This is a genomic window from Paenibacillus ihbetae, assembly GCF_002741055.1.
GTDB lineage: Bacteria > Bacillota > Bacilli > Paenibacillales > Paenibacillaceae > Paenibacillus_AQ > Paenibacillus_AQ ihbetae.
The window spans coordinates 6,061,209-6,085,129 of record NZ_CP016809.1 but is presented as its reverse complement, the minus strand read 5'-3'; the positions used below and the strand labels follow the sequence as shown (position 1 = coordinate 6,085,129).

The 23,921-nt window shown below is 53.7% G+C and carries 16 protein-coding genes; 1 reads left to right on the top strand and 15 read right to left on the bottom strand.

The genetic code is table 11. The features are described from left to right. Positions 1-14: 14 nt before the first annotated feature. The 8 genes from BBD41_RS27290 to BBD41_RS27255 form a co-directional block, all read right to left on the bottom strand. On the bottom strand, positions 15-2,291 hold the full coding sequence (locus tag BBD41_RS27290) for a glycoside hydrolase family 95 protein (RefSeq protein ID WP_099479793.1): 2,277 nt from the start codon (positions 2,289-2,291) through the stop codon (positions 15-17). Positions 2,292-2,310: 19 nt separating this feature from the next. After that, a complete protein-coding gene (locus tag BBD41_RS27285; RefSeq protein WP_099479791.1) occupies positions 2,311-2,517 on the bottom strand; it encodes a hypothetical protein in 207 nt (68 codons plus the stop codon). Between the two features lie 206 nt (positions 2,518-2,723). Continuing rightward, positions 2,724-4,382 (bottom strand): ABC transporter substrate-binding protein, encoded by a 1,659-nt coding sequence (locus BBD41_RS27280; RefSeq protein ID WP_077566712.1) that lies wholly within the window; start codon positions 4,380-4,382, stop codon positions 2,724-2,726. A 53-nt stretch (positions 4,383-4,435) separates the two neighbouring features. Next, positions 4,436-5,356: a carbohydrate ABC transporter permease gene (locus BBD41_RS27275; RefSeq protein WP_077566713.1), complete on the bottom strand. Its 921-nt coding sequence runs from the start codon at positions 5,354-5,356 to the stop codon at positions 4,436-4,438. Positions 5,357-5,379: 23 nt separating this feature from the next. Beyond that, positions 5,380-6,423, bottom strand: a complete 1,044-nt coding sequence (locus BBD41_RS27270; protein WP_237086935.1) for an ABC transporter permease — start codon at positions 6,421-6,423, stop codon at positions 5,380-5,382. A gap of 199 nt (positions 6,424-6,622) precedes the next feature. After that, positions 6,623-8,938, bottom strand: coding sequence for a helix-turn-helix domain-containing protein (locus BBD41_RS27265; protein ID WP_099479789.1), 2,316 nt, complete (start codon positions 8,936-8,938; stop codon positions 6,623-6,625). Between the two features lie 368 nt (positions 8,939-9,306). Then, positions 9,307-10,575: a glucuronoarabinoxylan endo-1,4-beta-xylanase XynC gene (gene xynC, locus BBD41_RS27260; protein ID WP_099479787.1), complete on the bottom strand. Its 1,269-nt coding sequence runs from the start codon at positions 10,573-10,575 to the stop codon at positions 9,307-9,309. A 68-nt stretch (positions 10,576-10,643) separates the two neighbouring features. Beyond that, positions 10,644-11,468, bottom strand: a complete 825-nt coding sequence (locus tag BBD41_RS27255; protein ID WP_099479785.1) for a sugar phosphate isomerase/epimerase family protein — start codon at positions 11,466-11,468, stop codon at positions 10,644-10,646. 132 nt (positions 11,469-11,600) lie between these two features. Between BBD41_RS27255 and BBD41_RS27250 the strand changes: the two genes are divergently transcribed. Next, a complete protein-coding gene (locus BBD41_RS27250; protein ID WP_099479784.1) occupies positions 11,601-12,383 on the top strand; it encodes an AraC family transcriptional regulator in 783 nt (260 codons plus the stop codon). Between the two features lie 90 nt (positions 12,384-12,473). Here BBD41_RS27250 and BBD41_RS27245 read toward each other — a convergent pair whose 3' ends face one another. From BBD41_RS27245 to BBD41_RS27215, 7 genes are all read right to left on the bottom strand, one after another. Continuing rightward, a complete protein-coding gene (locus BBD41_RS27245) occupies positions 12,474-13,868 on the bottom strand; it encodes an ABC transporter substrate-binding protein (RefSeq protein WP_099479782.1) in 1,395 nt (464 codons plus the stop codon). 359 nt (positions 13,869-14,227) lie between these two features. Next, a complete protein-coding gene (locus BBD41_RS27240; protein WP_099479780.1) occupies positions 14,228-16,039 on the bottom strand; it encodes a family 43 glycosylhydrolase in 1,812 nt (603 codons plus the stop codon). Positions 16,040-16,154: 115 nt separating this feature from the next. Then, on the bottom strand, positions 16,155-18,368 hold the full coding sequence (locus tag BBD41_RS27235) for an ABC transporter ATP-binding protein (protein WP_099479779.1): 2,214 nt from the start codon (positions 18,366-18,368) through the stop codon (positions 16,155-16,157). Between the two features lie 23 nt (positions 18,369-18,391). After that, positions 18,392-18,919 (bottom strand): DUF1854 domain-containing protein, encoded by a 528-nt coding sequence (locus tag BBD41_RS27230; RefSeq protein WP_099479777.1) that lies wholly within the window; start codon positions 18,917-18,919, stop codon positions 18,392-18,394. Beyond that, positions 18,916-21,213: an ABC transporter ATP-binding protein gene (locus BBD41_RS27225; protein WP_099480822.1), complete on the bottom strand. Its 2,298-nt coding sequence runs from the start codon at positions 21,211-21,213 to the stop codon at positions 18,916-18,918. Before BBD41_RS27225 ends, BBD41_RS27230 begins: the two co-directional genes overlap by 4 nt. A 69-nt stretch (positions 21,214-21,282) precedes the next feature. Next, positions 21,283-22,053 (bottom strand): alpha/beta hydrolase, encoded by a 771-nt coding sequence (locus tag BBD41_RS27220; protein ID WP_099479775.1) that lies wholly within the window; start codon positions 22,051-22,053, stop codon positions 21,283-21,285. Between the two features lie 87 nt (positions 22,054-22,140). Beyond that, positions 22,141-23,886, bottom strand: coding sequence for an SGNH/GDSL hydrolase family protein (locus BBD41_RS27215; protein ID WP_099479773.1), 1,746 nt, complete (start codon positions 23,884-23,886; stop codon positions 22,141-22,143). Positions 23,887-23,921: the final 35 nt, after the last annotated feature.

The window sequence follows — 23,921 nt, the reverse complement described above, 5'->3', positions numbered from 1 at the left end:
AGAAAACCATCCATTTACCGATCCGCTACCGTCTCTTTGCTATAGAACGTATAGGAACGTCCATTCTCGCCCACAAACGCTACGGGCTCGAAGCCGGGAGCCTCCAGCCGGCAAGGGCCGGAAGCTGCGCAAGTGACGACGGCTTCCGTAACCTTGCCCTCTGCCCAAACGAAGTCGACGGTATAACCTCCCCTTGCCCTCAGCCCCTTGACGCTGCCCTCGCTCCAGCAATCGGGTACAGCCGGCAGCAGCCGGATTGCCCCGTCGTGGCTTTGCAGCAGCATCTCGGCGATGCCTGCCGTCCCGCCAAAATTGCCGTCGATTTGAAATGGCGGATGATCATCGAATAGATTCGTCAGCGTGGAGTGCTCCAGGAGCGCTCTCACATTGTCGTGAGCTTTAGCTCCGTCTTGCAGACGTGCCCAGAAGTTAATGATCCATGCCCGGCTCCAGCCGGTGTGCCCCCCGCCGCTGGCAAGCCTGCGTTCCAATGTTGTCTTGGCGGCCTCAGCCAAATCCGGCGTTCGCTCCAAGCTAAAGCCATCGCCCGGGTAAAGGGCAAATAGATGGGAGATGTGGCGGTGCCCCGGCTCCACCTCCTCGTAATCCTCCATCCACTCCTGAATTTGGCCGTATTTGCCGATTTGAGGTTTGGGCAGACGCTTCAGCACGTCCCCGAGTTCCTCGCGGAACGCCTCGTCCCTACCCATGATTTCCGAACTCCGGATGCAGGCATCAAACAGCGCTTCGATGATCTGAAAATCCATCGCGGCTCCGACGCAGAGCACCCCCGTCTCGCCGTTTGGCAGCTTATACCGGTTCTCCGGGGAGACGGAAGGACATGTGACCAGCCGCCCTTCGCCGTCCTCGATCAAATAGTCGAGCAGGAACAACGCCGCTTCCTTCATCGTCTCGTATGCCTGCGCCAGAAAATATCGGTCCTGACCGAACCGGTAATGCTCCCACAGATGCAAACACAGCCAGGCGGCACCCATCGGCCAGAATGAAGCCGGAAGATATGTATCCTGCGGCGCCGTATCCGCCCAAATATCCGTATTGTGATGCGCGGTGAAGCCGCGGCAGCCGTACATGACTTGTGCTGTCACCCGACCGGGCTCGCGCATCCGTTCGATCAGCTCGAACAACGGCTCATGGCATTCGGCCAGGTTGCAATTTTCCGCATGCCAATAATTCATCTGTGCATTGATATTAATCGTGAATTTACTATCCCACGGCGGGGAGAAGCTGTCGTTCCAGATGCCCTGAAGATTCGCGGGCAAAGAGCCCGGCCGGCTGGAGGCAATGAGCAGGTACCGGCCGAAATGAAAATAAGTCGCGATCAGGCCGTGGTCCTCTTCTCCTTGTTGAAACTGCTTCAACCGTTCGTCGGTCGACAGGACGGTTTTGTCCGGATTCTCGGGCAGCTTCAGCTCGACCCGATCGTACAGCTCGCGGTAATCGGCGACATGCCGGGCTAGCAGTTCGGCATACGGAACCCGGCTCAGACTCTCCAGCCGCCGTTTGGCATCAAGCTCGGGATCCGGATGCCGGAACGTTGTTCCGGCTGCGACCAGCAGCGTCACCGAGCTTGCGCCATCCACCAGCAAATACTCCCCAAGGGTGCGGCATACGCCGCCCTCAGAGACCGCTTTCAATACTGCGGTAAAGGAGCTGCCTCCTTCGCCGCCGCAGTCCCCGCGCATGACCAGCCCGCTTTCCTTCCATTTGACCGTCTTCTCCAGGTATCTCCAGTTTCGGCGGTTGAACCGGGCTTTGAACGAGACGGCCCCCTGTTTGTCGGCGGATATCCGGATCATGATCGCCTGATCCGGATAACTGGCGAACAGCTCGCGCGTATACCTGATCTCGCCGATCCGATAGCTGACCCGGGATATGCCGTTCTCCAAGTCGAGCTCCCGTACATATTCGTCGGCAGGCTGATCATGATGGCCGAACGACAACAGCAGATCGCCAAGCGGCATATAGTGTCGCTGCGCTTCGGGCAGCCCCGCCATCGTCATCGCTGCCAGCTCCTCCGCCTCCCGCAGTCTTCCCGCCATAATCAGCTTGCGGATCTCGGGCAAATGAGGCAGCGCGTCTTCGTTATTGCGGTCGCGCGGGCCGCCATACCATACGGAATCCTCGTTGAGCTGCAGCTTTTCCTCCGCCGTGCCGCCGAAAATCATCGCGCCCAGACGGCCGTTTCCGATCGGCAGCGCCTCGTTCCATTCGGCCGCCGGTTTCCTATACCACAAGCGATGCTTCTGTTCCTTGCTAATCCAGCTTGTCATGTTTCTCCTCCAATCCGCTTTATAGATTGCACAATTTCAGCTCCATCACCATGCCGAAAGACAAATCGTCAAAGTTTGCACCGGTATATCGGGCGTAATCCATCCGTTTAATCGTTACAGTCGATTCTCCAATCATGCGGATAGGATTCCATGCCCCCACAAGCCACCTGCATTCCACCTCATTGTAACGATCCGATCGAAGAATAAAAATTGCCGAATCTCGCATATTTGTACCTTATTTTGATATCACGGCCCCGAAGACTTCGTGGAGGGGCTGTCGAGCCTCGCATGGCAGCTGATGAGCGCCCGGACAGGCTTGACTTAGCGAAGCTTCATGTTTTTTCGTACCCCCGGATGCATGATGGAACAAGAGCCCCGCTTCCTGCGCGCTAGGCTCCTGCCCCCATGAATCCGAGCTTACCGCGCCGCAGTCTACTTCGATATCGTCGATGAGTCGTAGGCGGCCTGCATGATTTCAAGATAACGCTGCATGTTCAAGCCCTCCAGTCCTTTCACGTAATCCTCCCAATCTTTATCCAGACTCTTGGCGCCGGTAATGAACAGCAAAGCGTTCTGGTCGACATAGTCTTTGATGTTGGTCTGCATCATGCTGGCTTCATCAGCGACCAACGGATCAACCCACAGCGCCCAGTGGGGGAATATTTCCTTCGGCTCCTTGCCTTCCATCAGTAACGTTGCCTCGTACAGGCGGCGTTCGTAACCATCGTTCGCGTAAATATCCGTCCCCTGAACCTCGGCATCGCGGTATGCCCGGTGATGGTTATATTGGGTTAGTGCCCCCCAGCTGTCATTGCGGGGCTGCTCCCCGGATTCAAGCGGGATCGATTTATAGAGCGGCTCCACTTTGTCGTTCAGCGCGATTTCTCCATCCTGCGGCTTGCGCCAGCTCTTGCCCTCTTCACCGAGATAGGAGAGCATTGCCCCTTCTTGCGTATAGAAATAATCCAGCATTTTAATGGCGGCGATCTGCGTCTCTTTGCTCGCTTTATTCGTCAGAACGAAGGATGCGCCCGGATCGATCGGATAGTTGAACGTTGCATAATTGGCGTGCGGTCCTTGCAGAGGCGGAAGCGGGTTGTAGTCCTTGCTGTAGGGTGCATCTTCTCCTGTGGTTAAGAACAGCGCGGGATGCATGCCTGCTCCGGCACCCAAAAGCTGTGCGTCGGCGTTATCCCCGATTTTTTTGTACGCGCCTGCATTTTGCGTAAACGCCCCCGGGTCAATGAGTCCGCCGTCATACAGCGATTTGATGTAGGCCAGCGCTTCCCGCCATTCCGGTTTGTTCGCCGCGGTGTCGACCTTGCCCTCCTTCATGATGAGATACGTTCTGTCGTCGTTGTAAATAAAGCCGTTCATGAGATACGGAATCACGTGAACGCCGAAATTTTCGACGGATCCGCTGAGCGGCACTTCGTCCGCCTTGCCGTTTCCGTTCGGATCCTGCGTCTTGAAGGCTTCAAGGACCGCTTTGAATTCTTCCGGCGTCGTCGGCTGCGCAAGTCCGAGCTGATCAAGCCACTTCGTATTGATCCACATTTTATTCGGGTATGAGCAGTGGAAGCATTCGTTTAAGCCGGTCAATCCGTAAATCTTGCCGTCAGGAGCCGTGTTCATGGCTTTATAATATTCGTTGTTCTCCAGCACTTCCTTAATGTGGGGAGCATGCTCTTCGATCAGGTCGTTAAGCGGAATGATCACCCCCTGCTGCCCGAACTTCAGCAAGTCCGTCTGCGAGAAACGGTCCACCCAAGGAATAAGCATATACAAATCCGGATAGTCGCCGGAAGCAAGCGAAATTTGGCGTTTTTCGGCCGCACCATCGAACGGAACGGTTGTCCAGTTGAACTTGATGCCGAATTGCTCTTCCATTTTTTTCGTAAACTTATTGGTCTTCAGATCCACATCCGAGCTTTGATGGGCAAATACGTTGATCGTAACCTTCTCACCGGAATCCTGTAAGCCGCCTTCTGTCCCTTCGCTTCCTTCGTTGTCGTTTCCGCCGGAGCATCCGGCAAGCACCAAACCAAGCATCAGTATGAGTACAAGCAGACGGGTTCCTGTTTTTCTCAAATCAATCTCCTCCTCACGAATTGGTCAAGCAACACAATGAGAGCAGCCCGGGATCAGCCCTTCACGGAGCCAATCAGCATGCCCTGCACAAAATAACGCTGTACGAACGGATAGATCACCAGCACCGGGAGGCTTGCCACCACAATGAGCGAGTATTTCATCAGCTCGGCCATTTGCTGCTGCTTCACCATCTCCCCGGCGTCCATATTGCCCGTTCCGCTGCCCAAGATGAGAATGCTGCGGAGAATGAGCTGAAGCGGATAGAGCGATTGCGATTTCAAGTAAATCAGGGCATCGAAATAAGCGTTCCACTGCCCCACCGCATACATAAGCGAGAGCACGGCGATGATCGGTTTGGCTAGCGGAAGAACGACGCTGAAAATGTAGCGGATGTCGCTGCACCCGTCGATATCCGCCGCCTCGGAGAGCTCATCTGGGATCGAGGTCTGAAAGAAGGTTCTGGCGATAATGACCTGCCACACCCACACGGCATTCGGAATAAGCAGCGCCCAGCGCGTATCGATCATGCCCATCGATTTGACGACCAGATAGGTCGGGATCAATCCGCCGGAGAACAGCATGGTGAAAGTAATGAATACCATAAGCGGCGTGCGGCCGAAAAACGACTTCTTCGACAGCGGGTATGCAACCATGATCGTCAGGGATACGCTGATGAACGTGCCTGCAACGGTATAAAACAGCGAATTGGCATAGCCTGTCAGCACCTGGCCGTTTCGGAACACCGCCTCGTACCCTGCAAAGGATACGTCGACCGGCCACAGCCATACCTTGCCTGCAGAGACGGCGCTCGGACTGCTCAGTGATGAGCTTACGATGTAAATAAGCGGATACAGGACGGCAATTAGAACCAAGGTCAGCAAGATATAGGTCACGGTCAGAAAGATGCGGTCTCCCAGCGACTCCTTGATCCTCACGCTCCGGCGGCTTCCGGAACTGGACCGCAATGCGTTCATGTCACTCACTCCTTTTTTCATATCTACCAAAGGCTTGTATTGGAAGCCCGCTTGGCAATGGCGTTGACGACAAGGAGCAGCACCAGATTGATCAAAGAATTGAACAATCCGACCGCCGTGGCGAAGCTGTAGTTCGCGTTCAGCAATCCGATTTTGTACACATACGTGGAAATGATCTCGGACGTGGACAGGTTCAGCGGATTCTGCAGCAAGTACATTTTTTCGAAGCCGAGCGCCATGATGTTGCCTACGCTGAGAATCAGAATGATGACCGCTGCCGGCAAGATCCCAGGAAGATCGACATTCAGGATCTTCTGGAACCGATTGGCGCCGTCCACCTTGGCCGCTTCATATAAGGACGGGTCCACGCCAGCCAGAGCAGCAAGATAAATGACGGCGGAGTAGCCCATGGTTTGCCATACGTCGGACAGCACGTAGATCGTGCGGAACATGCCCGGCTCTCCAAGATAATTGACCGCTTCAAAACCAAGCGCGCCGGCAATGGTATTCACGATCCCAAGACGCGGGGACAAGAACAGCATGATGATGGACACCATGACCACTGTGGAGATGAAATATGGCGCATAGGTGACCATCTGTACGGTTTTTTTGAACCTTGCGCTCTTCACCTCGTTCAAAGCCAACGCCAGCAGAATCGGAATCGGAAACCCGACGATCAATTGATAGAACGAAATGTACAGCGTATTTTTGATCAGCGTCGCGAACGCCGGGTTGCGAAAAAACATCTCGAAGTACTGCGTGCCGACCCATGGGCTGCCCCATATCCCTTTCACCACGTTATAATTTTTGAAGGCAAGCACGGCGTTTGCCATAGGCAAGTACTTGAAGATGATGAAATACAAGACCGGCGGAATGACCAGCAGATACAGCTGCCAATGTCTTCTGAAGCTTCGGGAGGCAAATCTCCCGATTTCCGAGCGTGTATTGCTCGGGGCTCTGACCGTTTTGAACTTGGAAAATAGCGTACTCAGTTCCATCCCTCCTTCAATGGGCAGCTGCCAATGAAGCCAGAACTTATTTGGCAGCGCTTTCTTGTGCGTAATCATAAAATTGCACGCTCCGCGCCGTAAAGGCACACTTTCTCCCTGGCCGTACAATTTCGGAAACGGATGCTTTCCAAGCCTTGATGCTCCGCGTTTTTTTCATATGGCGAATACGATAAAAAAAGTCTGTCAAAACGTTCATCCATGCATTAAGCAGATGCAGACCAACCCTATCGTTAAAGATGACGAATCCGCCGTTTCCTTAATCGGCCATTTGCCGAAATGTGCTCGGCGACACGCCGCGAACCCGCTTGAAGGCCCTCCTGAACGAATGCGCGCTGTTATACCCTACCTGCGCGGCGATCTCGTCAATCGTCAAAAGGTTCTGCTGCAGCAGCTCGCCCGCCTTGCCGATCCTCACCAGTTCAACGTAATCCGAAGGATTCGTTCCCGTATGCTCCTTGAACATTTGGGATATATATTTCTCGGGCTTCCCAATATGCTCCGCGATACGATAAAGCGTCAGCTCGGCGTCGGAATAACGCTCGTGGATGTAGCGGATAATCTCACCCACGGTCTCGGCATGCATGTCGCATTTTTTCTTCCGGACATCCATGCAGATCTCTTGAATGAGCTGCCCGAATCGCTCCCTGAGCTGATCGATCCCGTCCGTCGTCGCAACTGCAGCGATCTGCTCTTTGATATGGTCGGTGAGCGACTCGTCGTGGAATATTCTTTGTTCGGCCAGCTTCAGAAAGGTTCCCTTGAGCTCCATCACGAGCTGCTGCGTCATATCGTACGACAGCTCCCTCTCTTCGAAGTTCCGGCTGAACAGCTGGTCAAGAAGGCGGCTTGTTTCCTCGAGCTCACCCGCCTTGAGTGTATTGAGCATACGCTGTTCGGATTCAATCGGATAATAGTACAGCTCCGTTGCCTTCATCGCATCCTCAAACCGGGTGATGCCGACTGCCCCGGTGTGAACGGCATATTCCAGCGCTTGCTGCGCTTCGTTGAAAGAGTCGGCCACGCCGTTCCACGCTTCGAACGCCGAACCCAGCCCGATCGTGATCGACAATCGATGCTGCCGATATACGGCATCGACCAGTTCAAGCAAACCGGCATCCAGGCGGCGAGTAAAGACGTCCAGCGCCTCTTCGGCAATCGGATGCACGAAAGCGATCTGGTCCGAACCCCAGTCCGTAACCAGCACATCGGGTTCCAGCCGGCTCAAAGCCTGCCGGACGATCAACCGGGCAACGCTGAGTTCCTGGATGATTTCTTCGCTGTCGGCACTGCCATATCCGGCGACTTTCAGAATGCCTGCGCGTCCTTGCTCGCCGCGGAGCGGGACTCCCGTCTGACTAGAGACCGCCTCGAGCTCCCGCAGCGTATAGAAGTCGCCGGTCAGCAGCCGTTTGATAAACGCATCCCTAAGCAGCGGGAGCTGATCGTTCAGTGAGGACTCCAGCAATTTGTTGTTAGCGATCAGAGCCGCGATATTGCCGGCCAGGAAATCGTACTCGTTGCCGATCTTCTCCCGGGAAATGTGGTTTTGCTCGCGAAACACGGACAGGAGCGACTGGACCTTTGCACTGTGCCGGTAAGCGAGGACAAGTCCAATCAGCAAGCCAATGAACAGCGCAGTCAGCGTAAACGTCGTCGTGACCCGCTGGATTCTATCGGCCTTCGTCATCAGCGCCTGCTCCGGTATTCCGGCCATATAGGTCCAGCCGTTCAGATCGGACCGGATGGAGATCAACAGCCGTCCGTCTCCCGTGGGGCTGACCTCGCCGTTCTCATCGGAAGAAGCTGCGGTGAAGCGCTTGGCCTCCTCTTCTCCGATGCCCCTGGACAAGATCAAGCTGCCTTCCCGGTCCGCAACCAACGCCCAGCCCCCGTATTGGTCCACGATATTTTGCAGCAGGCTGCCCATATGATCTTCATCGATCAGTACGCCGATCATCGCCTGCGGATTGTTAAAGCTGTTAAGCGGAATCGATTGCAGAAACGTGACGGCAGGCGTCTCGACAAACACCGTGTCGCGGATTTCCCGCCTATATTTCTTAAGCGGCATCATCTCGTTTAGATGCGGTTTTTTCAATACGGCCTCCTCCCACTCCTCGAACGTCAACCCTTCAAGCCGATTCGCCTCGTAATAATGCTCGGGCCGGTAATAGACGGTATTCGGCGTAATAATGGCGTTATAATTACGTATGTAGATGAAGAAATCGGAGAGGTAATCATTCGTGCTGCTGTACATGGACAGGCTGCGCTGCATACGTCCCAAGCCGTAAACGTTGTTGCTGTCGAGCGGCTTGGGATCAGCGATCAGACGATATAGATCCTGATTGATCGCAAGCTGCTTCGTGAAGGCTTCCACCTCCACCAGATGACGCTCGATGATCTCTTTTCCCAGATTCAAGGAACTCAGGCTGTTTTCGATTGAGCTTGCTTTCGCCACTTCAATCGAAGTCCTGTACGATGCATAGCCTGCAATTTGGGGGATCAAGAGCACAATCAAGTAGGAAATAAGAAATCTGCGGAATACCGGGGAGAACTTGGACCATAAACGCTGCATACGTACCCTCCTCAATAGTAAGCGTTTTCAAAGTAAAGCAATACGATGATACACTTGACTGTTCGCAAGAAAAAGGTACAATTCCTTCCTCGGGGTACAATTGCTTACCAAGGCTATAGGCTGGGAGCGAAGTGACGCCAACTCCTTACAAGGCAATAGAATAACACCGGAGCCATCGCCTAGGGAATAGGAGGAGCCCAGAACTTGCTTTGCTCCCTCTCATGCATCCAGCCGCGCTTACGGCTGAAATTGCGGATTAATTCCTGCCCAGAACAAAGAGCTGCCCTTCCAAGTCGCCTGCATGACCTGGAGACAGCTCTTTGTTAAAACTGCTGCTTATTATTGATACCAACACCTTGGACGATAAATTACCGCCTGAGTTCGCTTACAAAGGTCGTAACGCTCTGCGCGGGAAGATGGGCCCAGAAGTTGCTCCCCGTTACGTTGAGAGTCGTACCGGGTTGTAGATTGCTGCTGCCGCTTGTGATCCACCTTGATACCTGCGAAACCGATCCGTTTTGCAGTACAAAGTTCTGATTGACCCCGGCGCTGCTCCGGTTAATCGCAACGATAACGATTTTGTTGTCACCTTTATAGGCTGATACGTAAACGTTGGATTCAGGATTTTTCGTGGCATCCACCCTGACATAGCCGGGGCGGACGAATTTGGAGAAATGAGCCATATTGTAGCCGCGTTTGCTGATCGTGCCGTCCTCCTTCATCGGACCGTAAGATCTGCGGATATACCACCACACGTAGGCTTGAAAATCTCCCTCTACCAGCGCATTGTGGATATGGTAAGACACATCAAGGGCTTCGGGCCAGCGATCCGCCGAGTTGTTGTCGCTGTTCGGGTAATATACCTCCGTCATCCAGAGATCTTTGCCCGCTCCTTTTTGTTTGAATAACGGATAAGCGAAATTGCTAATCGGGGTCCCGTACAGATGAGCGCCGAGAATATCCATATTGGCAAGCGCCTGGGGATCGTTCAAAATCGGATCCGACATATTTTTCAGATACTGGAACGATTCCGGCGCGATGACTCTCGTGTTGATCGATCCGGCATTTTCTTTCATAAACCGAAGCATTTCCTGCGGTGTCCACCACGTCCAGTCATGTGCATAATCGGGCTCGTTTTGAACGGATATCGCATACAGATCGACGCCATTGTTTCTCATGTACGTTACGAAATCGTTAAGATGCTGGGCATACGCGGCATATTTGTCGTAACGAAGCCGCTTTGCCGTCGTATCGCCGTTATGGTTGAAGGTCTCAACCATATCGGCCGGAGGATTCCATGGGGAAGCAAATACGATGGCTCCAAGGGCAATGGCCCGTTTGGCCGTCTCCACCTCACGGTACCATTGATTTCGGTCTTCATGCACGTAGATTCTTAAGATCGAAAAACCTAACTGGTTCATTCCGTTTCCGAAAGCGGTATCCCTCTGCGCCGCCGTCAAATCGCCGATCCATGCCGGGTGGTTGATGCCTCCGAAGCCGCGAATCACTTGCTTCTCCGAGGAGACATTGATGACGGCATCACTGGCTGCGGCAGTATTGCCAGGTGCAGCCAGAATGGACAAAGCGATGGCAAGAGACAAACATACGCATAAGTATTTCTTAAACCGTAAATTCATGAGAAAGCTCCTCTCGAATTTTTTGGCTCCTCAAACCAAGGTCACGTGTTGAATCCATATTCAGCCTGTCAATTCCATTCCATTCCTTGCTCCGCTAACAATCGCTTTATCGCTTTGGATGCCGCAACGAAAAGCCCCGGATTCGTGAATCCCTCGAATGTTCCGGCGGCCCGCAGATGCGGCTCCAACGACATAAACCCTGAAAATCGCCTGCGGCTGAGCTCATGAATGAGCTCGCGGAGCTCGCCGTCGCCATCGCCTGCAGGTACGACGGTCCCCTTCCCCATGATGGCGTCTTTCACATGAATATACGACGTATAATCGCCTACCAGTGGATAGGCCTCATTGACGGGCTTCACGCCGCACTGCACGAAATTCGCCGGATCAAAGGCTGCCCGCAAATGGAAGGATGAAACCGTTTGAAGCAGATCCAAACATCGCTCGCCGGTGTCTCCATAAATATGGCTTTCATTCTCATGAAGCAGAACCACGCCTTCGCGTTCAGCCAATTGAGCGAGTCGTTGCATGCGCCGTATCACTTCAGGCCGATGCTTCTCGTAGTCCCCGTCCGGAATGTAAAAGGAGAACACGCGTACAAAAGGCGCCTGGAAAAACTTGGCTAGACGTACGGCGCGCCGAGCGTCCTCGAGATGGGTTTCAAAGTCGTCGGTGATTTGGATTTTCCCGATCGGCGAGCCGATCGAGGAGACTCCGACCCTCCGCTCCGCTAATCGTTCTTTCACGGTCAACGCTTCCTCTTCCGTCAACTGCAGCACATTTTTGCCCCAAACGCCTCGAAGCTCAAGATAACGGATGCTTTCGGATTCCAGGACATCCAGCTGAACATCCAAATCCGGGGATATCTCGTCTGAAAATCCGGTTAACGTAATCATTGGACCCTTCCCTTTCTTAACGGATGATTTCACATGATCAAGCGGCGATACATTGGGAAAAGACCATCCAACCACAGGTTGTAAATGTTCATGTGGACATTACAATTTGTTTAAAAAGGAGGCGATATCCGCATGGAGCTTGAATATCACCCACATCTCGTACCGAATATTTTTCTGTTCGTGGACCGCAGATGTTATCCGGATTGGAGAATCCAGAAGGCCCGGATCGGGTTTCACGATTTGACGTTCGTCGTTGATGGCCGGGCAAACTACTACATTGACGGCAACAAATTTGCAGTTGAGGCGGGCGATCTGGTGTACGTTCCGGGGGGAAGCGTACGGGAAGCCCATACGTTCAAGGAATCTCCCATGCATGCGTATCCGTTCAATTTCTTCTGGGCCGAGCCGCACAATCATATCCGGCTTCCGTTTGGCGTCGTTACGAAGAAATTGATCACCAAGGAGATTCTTGCCTACATCCGGGAGTTCAACCACGTGTGGATGAATAAACAACCGTTTTATATGATCCATGCCCGTGCATTGTTCGAACTCATTCTCCACCGGCTGCTTCACGGCATGCATCGCCAAACGATCATGCATATGGACCCGCGAATCAAGAAGCTGACCGCCATCATCGAAGAACACTATGCGGAAGACTTGTCGTTTAACGACTTCGCCGAGCAGTTCAACCTCCATCCCGTTTATTTAGGGAAACTATTCAAAAAGAATACCGGTTCGACCTACAAGGAATACCTGCAGCGGATACGCGTGAATAACGCTGAGCACATGCTGATGGCCGGCGGCGTTACCGTGACGGAAGCCGCCGAATCCTGCGGCTTTCAAGATCTTTCCTATTTCAGCAAAGTGTTCAAGGAAGCGAAAGGCTATCCACCGTCTGCCGTTAAGAAGCATTGACTTGGAATCGCTTCCATTTGTAACAGCGTACCTGACTCATCCCTTCAAAATGACGGGAGGACTGGCTGTGATTCCATTTTGAGACCACGTTTACTTTTTCCAAACCGCATCAATCGCTGCCTGGAACGGCCCTTTATATTTCTCGACGACCGTCGATACCGGGATGCCTTCCATGATTTCCCCTATAAATTCGTAATAAGGCATCGATGGGTATCCGCTCTCGGTATCGATCACTTTAATGCTCTCACCGGCCAGCTTGGCATTCTGAATATCGTCCTCGTTGCTGAATAAAGTCTCCAGTGTAGATTGTTTCGGATAGTCGTAGATCGAGTCGATATCGTTGATTTTTTCATAAATATAAACCAGACGTTCGGGATGCTCCACGGCGCTTGGAATCGTCAGGTAATTCGGGATCGTATTATGCGAATGATAGCTTGATGCGCTTGGCCCTTTCGGAAATGGGAGAAATCCGATATCGTAATCCGGCATGTCCTGCTTGAAGTTTTCCATTTCATAATCGCTGCCTGCAACCATCAATGTGTTGCCTTGGCGGAAAAATTGGCCCGGCTCGGTCCAGTCTCCCCCTTCCGTTGGTCTCCCAACCGACTCGGTTGCGAGGCGCGACAAGAAGTTCAGCACTTCCAAGGTTTTGGGATCCTCAAGACCTTGCTTATCGAGAATGACCAGATTCGCTTCGTTCGAGGCCATTGCGGGAACCAGCAAGGAAGCGGATGCAAGCCCCCAAATATCCAATTTGCCGTCGTTATTGGAATCTTTGTTCGCTTCTTTCGCGACCTGAATGAACGTATCCCAGTTCCAGTTGTCCTCGTTGACGTATTCCTGCAATGGCTTCATGCCCAATTGATTCATTAACGTGCGGTTATAGAAAATGCCGGATGACGCGCCGTTGATGCCCGTCCTGAACCCGTAGCCCCTTCCTTCGTATTGGGAGTACTCGTTCGTGTACTGCTGGATGAATACCTTCTCGTTCTTCGTGTATTCATCCACCGGCGCGAACAGACCTTGATTGACCAGCGTCGGAATCATCCATGGCCTCGCTACCCGGATGATGTCGCCGATCGGTTCTCCCGCCACCAGCGAGGCTGTCACCTTATCCTGGTACTCGCCGAAATCCACGATCACGTATTCCATTTTAAAATTATGTTTTTTCATCAGCTCTTCCAAGTTACGTTTCCGTTTAATGTTGTCAGGATTGTCTTCTTGAATCGATTCATCATACCAGGACACCCATTTGATGGTTCGGCCGCCCATATCAAATTCCATTTCCGGCGTGCCGGTTAATTCTTCCTCGCTGCTTGATTCGTTTGTCGGCTGCTCGTTTGTCGCTTCCGCAGGCGCGTTGACGGCCTCTTCCGCTTGGCCGGGCTCGACTGTCTTCGCGTCGCCGCCCGAGCCGCTGCTGCATGCCGTCATGATCACCAGAATCAGGCTGCAGAACAGCAGACTGATCTTACGCATCCACATGCGTTAATTCCCCCCCTTAATTTTTGGTTGCATGAATATGCAGCGCTTTCATTTTGATGCTCACCAAGATCATATAACTGCTTGCGAAAACGAACCATAGAGAAACTAAACACGATTTGTAATTACTAAAAGTGTTGATGCTCTGGCCAACGCAAACGGCCGGAAAGTGGAAAGCGCATGAGCGTCGGCTAAACGGTGTGCCCAATCTGAATCCATCATGGATGGCCAAAGGATTAACCTCGGGTTCACGTCGTCAAAATTGCAAAAGAAGCGCTGCGTACCCACACACGGGAACACGGCGCTTCTTTTGTTCTTCACGTTCTCGTCAATTCGCACAAACCCAGAAAGTTGTTGTACCGTCAACCTTCCACCATTGCTTCCACCAGCACATCCAGGTATACGGACGCAAGCGCTGGGTTCAAGTCTTTCTCTTCCGTCAAGCCCAGCATCGGTTCACCGTCAACGTCGAAATGCACGCGACGGAGACCCGAGCAGCGGGGCTCTCCGATGCCTGGACGAGCGTGATATACGCTCCAGATCGTTCCGTCGTCGTCCTTCACATAAGAATTGTGTCCTGGCCCGTATTCGCCCGGCACGCTTCTGGAGGTTAGCAGCGGGTAATTTCCCTTCGTCCATTGGTTCGGGTCAAGCAAATCAGCATCAGAATTGACGCTGAGCATGCCGACGCAATACGTGGCATCGACCAGAGCACCGGATATCGTCACGAAGATTTTCCGGTCTGTCATGAGTGCAAAGGGTCCTTCCTCCACGAACGTTTGATTGTTCGCCCAGCCGTAATCGGGCTTGGACAGCAGGACAGGCTCCGATATCAGTCTCCACGGTTCCCTCGGATCCGCCTCGGCGATATAGATCCACGAGCCCAGGTCATGCGGTATCAATTCCCTTTGAGCCCAGAGCGCATATAAACGGCCTTTCCGCTCTAATACGGTCATGTCCAGCGTTATGCCGGCTTGAAACAGCGGGCTTCCGTCATGCCTGACGACCCGGATCGGCGTCTCCCAATCCGCAGCCATACTCGGATTGCCGCCCTTCTTTAACCGCATAACATGCGACTGAATGTCTTTGAAATCGCCGCTGCTGCCGGCAAGAAAAATATACAGCTCCCCTCCGATGCCATGAAGTTCGGGTGCCCACAAAAATCGCTTCAGATGATCATGCATGCCTGTATCCAAAATTATGGTTTCTTCTGCCGAGACCAGACCGATGATGGAATCCGACTCCCGGATCGAAATCGTATGGTTGCCGTCAGCATCATTGGTCGCGACAAAAAAATACCTTCCGTCCCACTGCGCAATGCAAGGGTCGGCACGGTTCGTTGCTATCGGAAATGTAAAGCGATCCTGCCGAATGCTTCCGGAAATGCGATAAGTTCCGGGCCGGCTCCAATCGATTTCGGACGCATCCCAATCAATCGGCTTAATCGCGGTTGTGCCATCACTGTATATCGCCGTCACTTTAACGGCTTGTAACTGTTCTTTGGACGTAACGGCCACACGCTCCGGCAGTTCATTACGCACATGAACCGGTACCGTTAGCTTATGAATCAGCCTCTGTGCCACACCTCGCGATACACGTATCGCATTGCGGGGCAATGCTCCTTCAATGTCGACGCGTTTCGGGCTCAGTGTGAAGGCTTTGCAAGGCTTAGGGTTGGCGGCGGCGTCCGGGCATGTCAGGTCCGTCATTTCCCTTTGATAATACCTGCCGTCCTCTTCACGCCAACGAAGAATATACCTTCGGGAAGCATATTCATAATCGCACATGATATCTTGTACATGAAGCCCGTTCGTTAGGTTCAGCAGGCCGAGCTCCCGATACTGCAGCAAGTCCGGGGAAGTGAACAACAGCACCGAGCCCTTGCTCTGCTGATCGGGAGAACCGTCCGCTTCCGTCCGAATGGCCAGTACGCCAAAGCTTCCGTCAGCCATGTGAAACAGGTACGGATTTTTCAAACTCTTGGCGGACAGCGTGCCGTTTGAGAGCTCGGCGGCTTTAGCGAACAGCACCCCCGAGTTATGATTAAGCTCCCGATAAATCATCCCGTCATCGGTGTAAGCGAGATGCATGCTGTATGCAAGCTTCGGGGAATAGATTTCAGGTTCAAGCGGTTCTCTCGTATAGCAGAGAACGCTGTGAATATCATTTTCCATATGCTGCTTCTTCCCTCCTAACGGAGATAGTATTTCAAGCCTTCTCCTACGATGAACATCCAGATTACCTGAAACATTTCATTGCAATGCACTGGCTGCCCTAATGTTGGCAGTGTTATACCACCGCGGAAGGGTCGCTCTTGCGGGACATGCCGCGCTGGGCGGAGATCAGATTATAGTAGATCCCCTGCTTTTTCATCAATTCTCGATGCGTGCCGATTTCGGCGATCCGCCCCTTATCAAGGACGATAAGCCGGTCGGCATTTCGCAGCGTGGAGAGACGATGCGCGATAGCGATCGTCGTGCGATTTTTCGTCACCCGTCTCAGTGCCTCCTGGATGGCCGCTTCCGTCTCGATATCAAGCGAAGCCGTCGCCTCGTCCAGAATGAGGATTCGCGGATCGTTCAGCACGGCCCTCGCGATGGCGATCCGCTGACGCTCGCCTCCCGACAGGTTGTTCCCGTTTTCATCCAGCCTTGTGTCGTAACCGTCAGGCAAGCTGATGATAAAATCGTGCGCGTTGGCGATTTTGGCCGCCTCGATAATCTCTTCCAGCTTCGCGCCAGGCTTCGAGTATTGAATATTCTCGGCGATCGTCCCGCTGAACAGGAACGTCTCCTGCAGCACGACGCCGATTTGCGAGCGCAAATCCTCCTGCCGGATCTTCCGGATATCGATGCCGTCAATCCGAATCTCCCCTTCGTTTACATCATAGAAACGGGAAATCAGATTGATCGTCGTCGATTTGCCCGATCCGGAATGGCCGACGAGTCCGATCATCTCCCCCGGCTTCACGGTGAGGTTGATCTCCTTCAGAACAGGCTCATACGACCGATAGCCAAAAAAAACGTCGCGGAACTCGATCGAGCCCCGAATCCGGTGGCCCACCGCGTTGTTTGCATCCATGACTTCCGGCTGCTCGTCGATTACCGAGAATACGCGATGCATCGAAATGACCGCATTCGCGATCCAGCGCGGCATGAACATCAGCCAGGAAATCGGCCCGAAAATCATGGCGGCATAAGCGCTGAACTGGATCAGCTCGCCTACGTTCATCTCCCGGCCGATAATCATGTAGCAGCCGATCAGAAGTACGAGATATTGGCCGATCTGAATCAAATAATTCGAGATCGGCGATAAAATGCTGTACAACTTCTCGCTTTTCAACGCAGCAGCAGCGAATTCGCCGTTATATGTCCGGAATCTGCGAATCTCCCGCTCTTCCTGGCCGAAGGCCTTCACGACCCGAATGCCGCTGAGGACATCGTGAAGAAACGAGTTTGCCTTGTCGGAGATGCGCCACTGCTTGTGAAACAGCCTGTTTAGGACATGCCTCCAAATATAGTAGTGCAAATAACCAACGAATGGAGCCGGAAGCAGCACGATCAGCGCCAGCCGCCAATCGGCCGAAAAAAGCAGCGTCGCTGAAGCGATCAGGATGAGCAGTTGGTGGATGGCCGTCGTGCACATTTCCTGAATCAAGTGGCGGATGCGGTCCGTATCGGCCGTCACTCTGTTCATCAGGTCTCCCGCTCGCTGGGACGTCAAAAATCCGAGCGACATGCTCTGAATCCGATCGAACACCGTTTTGCGCAAGTCGGCCGCAATGCCCGTACTGACGCTGGCCATGATCCGGTTTCTGGCAATGCCGAGCAGCTCCCCGAAAGCCAGGGTGAACAGCATCCCAAGGAGTGCAAGCCAGAATACCCTTAGGCTGGCCTCATGTCCGGAAGGGGGGAGCAACGCCGCGTTGACCAGCAGCTTCTGGAAGTATGGCCCGGCCATCGCCAGCGCCGAGGCAGCGATAAGGACGCCTAGTCCAAGCATCAAGCTTCGCCAGTGCCTTTTGGATATAAGAAGCAGTCGTTTGAATGCAGCTGCCTTGCTCATGCATCTGGGACACACCCGCGTACCCGGGACGAGCGCGCTTCCGCATTCCGCGCAAACCGGATCCCCTTCGTCACGATAAATCCGGACGGGACGATTGGCGGCCATATCGTTCAGGATTTGGGCGATATAGCCGTACCTGGACGCATGCTGCATCGTCACCCTGACGATGATTCGTTTCGTCCCGTTCTCCGTAGCTTCAAGCACCGCATTGCCAACGAACGGCACCAGACAATAATCGCAGGCGTCCGCGATGTTCCCGTGATCCCGCACTTGGCCGTCCTGCACATGCGCCCACCTGCCGCTGCCGATCGCCAGGTATCCCTCCACCCGCCGCCCATCCAGCGACAGGTCGGCAGGGACGCAATAGTCGATCTCCTCTCCGATGACTTGCCGTGCTGCCGCGAAATTCTGCTCCGAAAGCGTGAAGTTTAAATTCATCGATATTCCTCCGTTGCCGCCGTCTACAATCTCGTTTCGATCATGCGGTATTCCTTGTCGCTAAGCTGATCCACGTGCGGGATGACGAACCGGTTACCGTCGACATCGATGATCAGCAGGCGGTTCTCCGCTGCAAACTTGACGCTGCCGCTGCCGTTCCGCACCGTGAACCGGCACCGTCCGGCAGTCGTTTCAACTTCCCAATAGGAATAGCCGAACTCCTCGCTTACGGCAATCACCTTGGTAATTTCCGGCGTAAAATAACGGATCTTCAGCTGCCTTTCAATGATAGAAGCCGTGCTTTGCGGAAAATCTTCAAGATAGCGGATCAAACCGATCTCCTTGTTGTCCGCCGTTCGAATCGACAAGAAAGAGCGCTGGTTCGTATGCGGGAAGGAGCAATGAACGTAAACCGGCGAGTGCACCTCGCCTTTGGTCCAGACGGACAGCAGATGGCCCGTCGTCTCCGCAAATTCCGAATTGCTCGGTGTCAAATAACGGATGCCCGCGGCATCCGCCAGCTCCATTCCCTGGTGCTCTTCCATCCTCATGCGATGATTTCCCCTTTCATTTTAAGCGCTTCATCATGTTTGCGAACGAGCTCCCGGTAGACGCCCTCATTCGCCATCAGCTGGTCATGCGTGCCCGCTTCAACGACGGTGCCCTTGTCCATCACGACCAGATAATCGGCTTGCCTTAGCGTGGACAGCCGGTGGGCGATCGCGATCGTGGTCCGTCCTTTGACGAGCGAATCAAGCGCCTTCTGGATTTGCAGCTCCGTCTCGGTATCGAGCGAAGCGGTTGCCTCGTCGAGAATGAGCACCTTCGGGTTGTGCAGCACGGCCCGCGCGATCGACAGCCGCTGCTTCTCCCCGCCGGACAAGCTGTAGCCGCCGGAGCCGATCTCCGTATCGTATCCGTCCGGCAGCTTTTGAATGAAATCGTGCGCGTTCGCGATTTTGGCCGCATGCAGAATGTCTTCCATCCGGCAATCGGGATCGGCGTACGCGATATTTTCTGCGATGCTGCCAGTAAAAATATAGATATCCTGAGAGACGATGCCGATATGACGACGCAGTGAAGCAATCGAAAGCTCCTTGACATTGACGCCGTCGATCCGGATCTCTCCCTCGGTTACGTCGTACAATCGTGACACGAGATTGACCAGCGTCGACTTCCCCGCTCCTGAATGGCCGACGACGCCGATCATTTGCCCGGGTCTCGCGCGCAGGGACACCTGCTTCAAAATCGGTTTGTTCGGCTCATAGCCGAACGAAACGTTGTCGATCTCGATGTCGCCTTTCATTGTCACTAATGAAACGGCTCCGGGACGCTCTGCTACGCTAGGTACGGCGTCCTGGATCTCGAAGATACGCTGCGCAGCCGCCATGCAATTGGACCACCAGCCGATAATATTATTCATGAACTGAATCGGCCCGTACAGCATCATCATATAGTTGACGAACGTAAGCACGGAGCCAAAAGACATCCGGCCTTGCATCACGTACCAGCCGCCGAACGCCCAGATCAATATTCCGCCCGCCTGCGTTAGAAAATTGAGAATCGGAAACACGGTTCCGCTCCATTTATTAAAGCGCTGCTCGGCCCCGGAGAATGCATCGTTTGCCTGCTGAAAGCGGCTGATCTCCATCTGTTCTTTACCGAATGCCTTGACGACCCGCGAGCCGCGAACCGAATCGCTGATGATCGAATTCAGAGCGCTTACCTTGCGGTGCCTCCGCCATGACAAACGCCATAGCTTCGGGAACGCAGTCCGGACAAGCCAGAAGACCAGCGGCATCGGCAGCAGGCAGATCAGCGTAAGCCGCCAATCCATCCATAGGAGCACGGCAATGATGCCGATGATGTTCATCGCATTCACGATGAAGTAAGAAAGCCCGTCAACAAAAAAATATTGCAATTCCTGTGCATCGTTGTTCACGCGGGTCATAAGATGGCCGGTCTGCCTCCGCATAAAAAAATCGAGCGACAACCGCTGCAACGAGGTAAATACCGCCGCTTTCAAATCGAAGGCAACCTTTGCCGCCAGCTTTGCGATGATGGTGCCGAACAAGATGCCGAACAACAGCGACAGCGTTCGGAATGCGAGGATGATCACGATGACCAGACCGATCCGCCCCGCAAAAGCGCCATTGCCGGCAAGCGCCTGGTCAAACAGCACGGTGCCCTGGAAATAAGGAATGACAAGACCGGTCGCCGAGTTCAGCAGCATAAACAACACGATAAAAAAGATGGACAGCCTATACTTGCCCGCAAATGACAGCAAACGTGCGAATACCGCATGCCTCTTCATGCATTTCGGACAGAATGGCCTGCCTTCTTCGGGGTACATCAATCCGCATGTCGGGCATGAGGCCCCGCCCGATTTTCCGTCAATTTCGAAGGCTTCAAACGGCTCGTTGTTCTTCAATTTATCGAAGGCTTGCGCAAACCGGACGGCCTGATTCATATGGCCGCTTGTGAATACACCGATCACTCGCTCCTCCTTCTCCTTGGCAACGACCATGCCGGAAGCGACCAGATTAACGATGGTCACGGCTTCGAGCCGTTCGAGGGGAATGCGTTCCCAAGCCCAATCGCCGGAACCCTCTTGCTCCGGCTTGCCGGCAGCTTTGCGCCGGCCGGCTGCATAACCCGAAAACGTCTTCTCCTTCGTAACGCCGCTGCCGCGAAAGATGTGGAGGTGTTTTCGGGACAATACGAGATAGCTTTCTGAAAAACCGCCGTCCGGCAGCCGGTCACACTCCATCCCGTGCAGGAGATCAGCAGCTTTTATACCGTTTTGGTCCAAAATGGACACAATGTCCTTCGGCAATAACGTCATGATTTTACCCTTTCGTTTTTGGCTGAAAGTAAAAAGCCCGGCCAACATGGCGCAAGGCTTCCTTCAACATCAGTTATCTTTAAAAAGAAGCTGGGAAAAATGATACAAATCGTTCTTCCATACGGGCCAATCGTGTCCTCCGCTTTCCTCATACCAAACGTGAGGAACCCGATGCTCCGACAAATACGCGTGCGTCCGGTCGCTTATCTGCTTCAGATTGTCCTCGTCGCCGCATGACAGCCACAGCAATTTGAGCCGTGCCGACGTTTCTTCCGGATTCGGGACGAGCTGCTCCGGAGATTTCGTATTCGGAGCCGGGGAAAAAGCGCCAATCCATGCGAAGCGGTCAAGATGCTTCAAGCCGATATTCAGGGATTGCCCCCCGCCCATGGACAGCCCCGCAATCGCACGGTTTTCCCGGCCTGTCGATACCGAGTATCGCGACTCGATAAAGGGAATCAGATCGCTTAGCAGATCGATTTCGAACGTCTCGAACGCTTTTATTTTGTCCGGAGCAAACAGGTCCCCTTCCGCCCGATCATTCGGCATCGCACGGCCATTTGGAAACACGACGACCATGGGCGCGAGTTTCCCGTCCGCATATAGATTATCTAGAATCGTCTGCGGATCGCCATGACGGTGCCATTCCGATTCATCACCTCCGATGCCATGCAGCAAATAAAGAACGTTGTACACGTTGTCTTCCGCATATCCCGGAGGCGTGTAAATCATCGCCTTTCGATCATTGCCTACCGTTTCGGATGCATATTCCACCGTTTCGATTTTCCCCCTGGCGATCTCCCGCGGAACGTCGTATCCAGCCGGTGCCGTCTCCTTCATCTTCCTCTCCCCTTCATCTTTTTGATTGAGCGCCGCTTGATGTCCAATCAAGCTTACCCTCGGAACGTGAAGCGATTTAATGCAATCTTATGGGACGTAACCGAAGCCCAGAATCGTAAATCGCTTATCCTCGTGGCCTTCCGCCATCTGGATCTCTACCGCATGTTCTCCTGACTTCGACTCATTGTACAAAATCACAGCGCTGCAGTGCGTCCAATTGACTTCATGCGGATCGGCGGTCTTCTTCAGCTTCCCGTCTACCCATATCTTCGCGGTCCCGAATGCCCGGCTTCCCGAATCTTTATAAACAAGGATAAGACGCTTGCTCCGGATAGTCATCTTAAAGCTGTGCTCGCCGGAATCGGCCGTGTGCATCCAGTTGTGCGGAAATTGCGGCGTCCCGTATGCATGATCGTCCAGCTCCGCCATTTGAAGATCCGTGTCGGTGTCCGAAAAACCGCCGGGATCAATGCGGGCGATGAGATCGCCATTCCTGCGATCGAGCAGCTGCGTTCCGGAGAAGTCATTTCCGATCAGCGGAGGCTGTTCACCCGTCAGGTCCTCCTCGTCGAGGGAGGAACGATCGGTTACTTCGAATAACCAGTCCAAACAATCGGCCATCACCCGATGGCCAGCATTGGTTGGATGATAAATGTCGTAGAAAAACTGTCTTTTCTTAATCACGTTCCCTTGCTCCTTGGTCCATCGGAACTGCTCCGTGACCGCATCCTTCACGCTGACCATCGGAAGATTGTAATGCCAACCGACCGGGGCCAGACGGTCTTGAAGATTCCAGTCGTTCACGAATACGCTGAACAGCAAAATCACCGCGGGTTTGTGATCGGCGCAAAGAGCCTTGAGCACCAGGCTCTCGTAACAATTTCCTTTCGTTTCGTCGCCGGCGTCGTTGACGGCAAACTCAACGATCACGATATCCGGCCGTACCTCCCCTTCTCGAAGCACATCCCGGTCATAGCGGACGATGCCGAGCTCAGACGGCGTGCCGCCTACGCCAGCTTTGACAAGACGAATCGGGCTGTCGCCGGCGGGTGCAAACCTTCGCTTGAACAGGTCATAGGATTGGTATGCGTAGCATTGGGAATGGATGGGGACAGCGCCGGCCCCTTGGGTAATGGAACCGCCGATGTAGGCGATGGTTACGGGCTCGCCCCGCTTCGCTTTTTCGATTGCCGCCTTTAATCGTTTGTTATGACCCGGGTTTATGAGCGATTTCTTAATCATGTCTTGATATGCTTGTGATTCCACATCGACCGGGGGGTCGACTTCAGCCTCTGGGACTTGGTAACCGTCACGCAGATAGAATACGATGCTGACCGTTGCCAACACGCCCCCTCGCTCAAACTCGAAGACGAATTTGCCTGGAACATCGTCATCCGGATATCGATCTTCGTCCTCATTCAGAGCCAGGAGCGTTTCCGTGCCGTTGGCTGGACAGGTTATACTCTGCCGGGATCCCGCTCCGTATGGTGGATTCGCATTTCCCCATTTCCAAAATGTGAACAGAACGCTCGATACGTCCCGTTCATGCGCATGAACGGATATTCCGATACAGTCCACCAGCCGGCGAAGACCCCTGCTGCTCTTTAGCAGCTCAAGAATGCCTTCATCCGTCACCCCCCCGGTAAATCGGGCTTTATCGACGAGTTGACTCCCGTCCAAGTATATCTCTTGCGTGTACTTCCCATCGGGACGAGTCGTCGCTTCGATGATCGTCTCATACAGGATGTACAGTCCGCGGCGTTTGACTGCAGGATCCTGCGGCGCCACTGGACCTTCCGTTTCATTTCCCGCTGGCGTGAAATGGCCTGCCATCGTTCATCATCCTCCACACCTTGCCGCTCTCCACC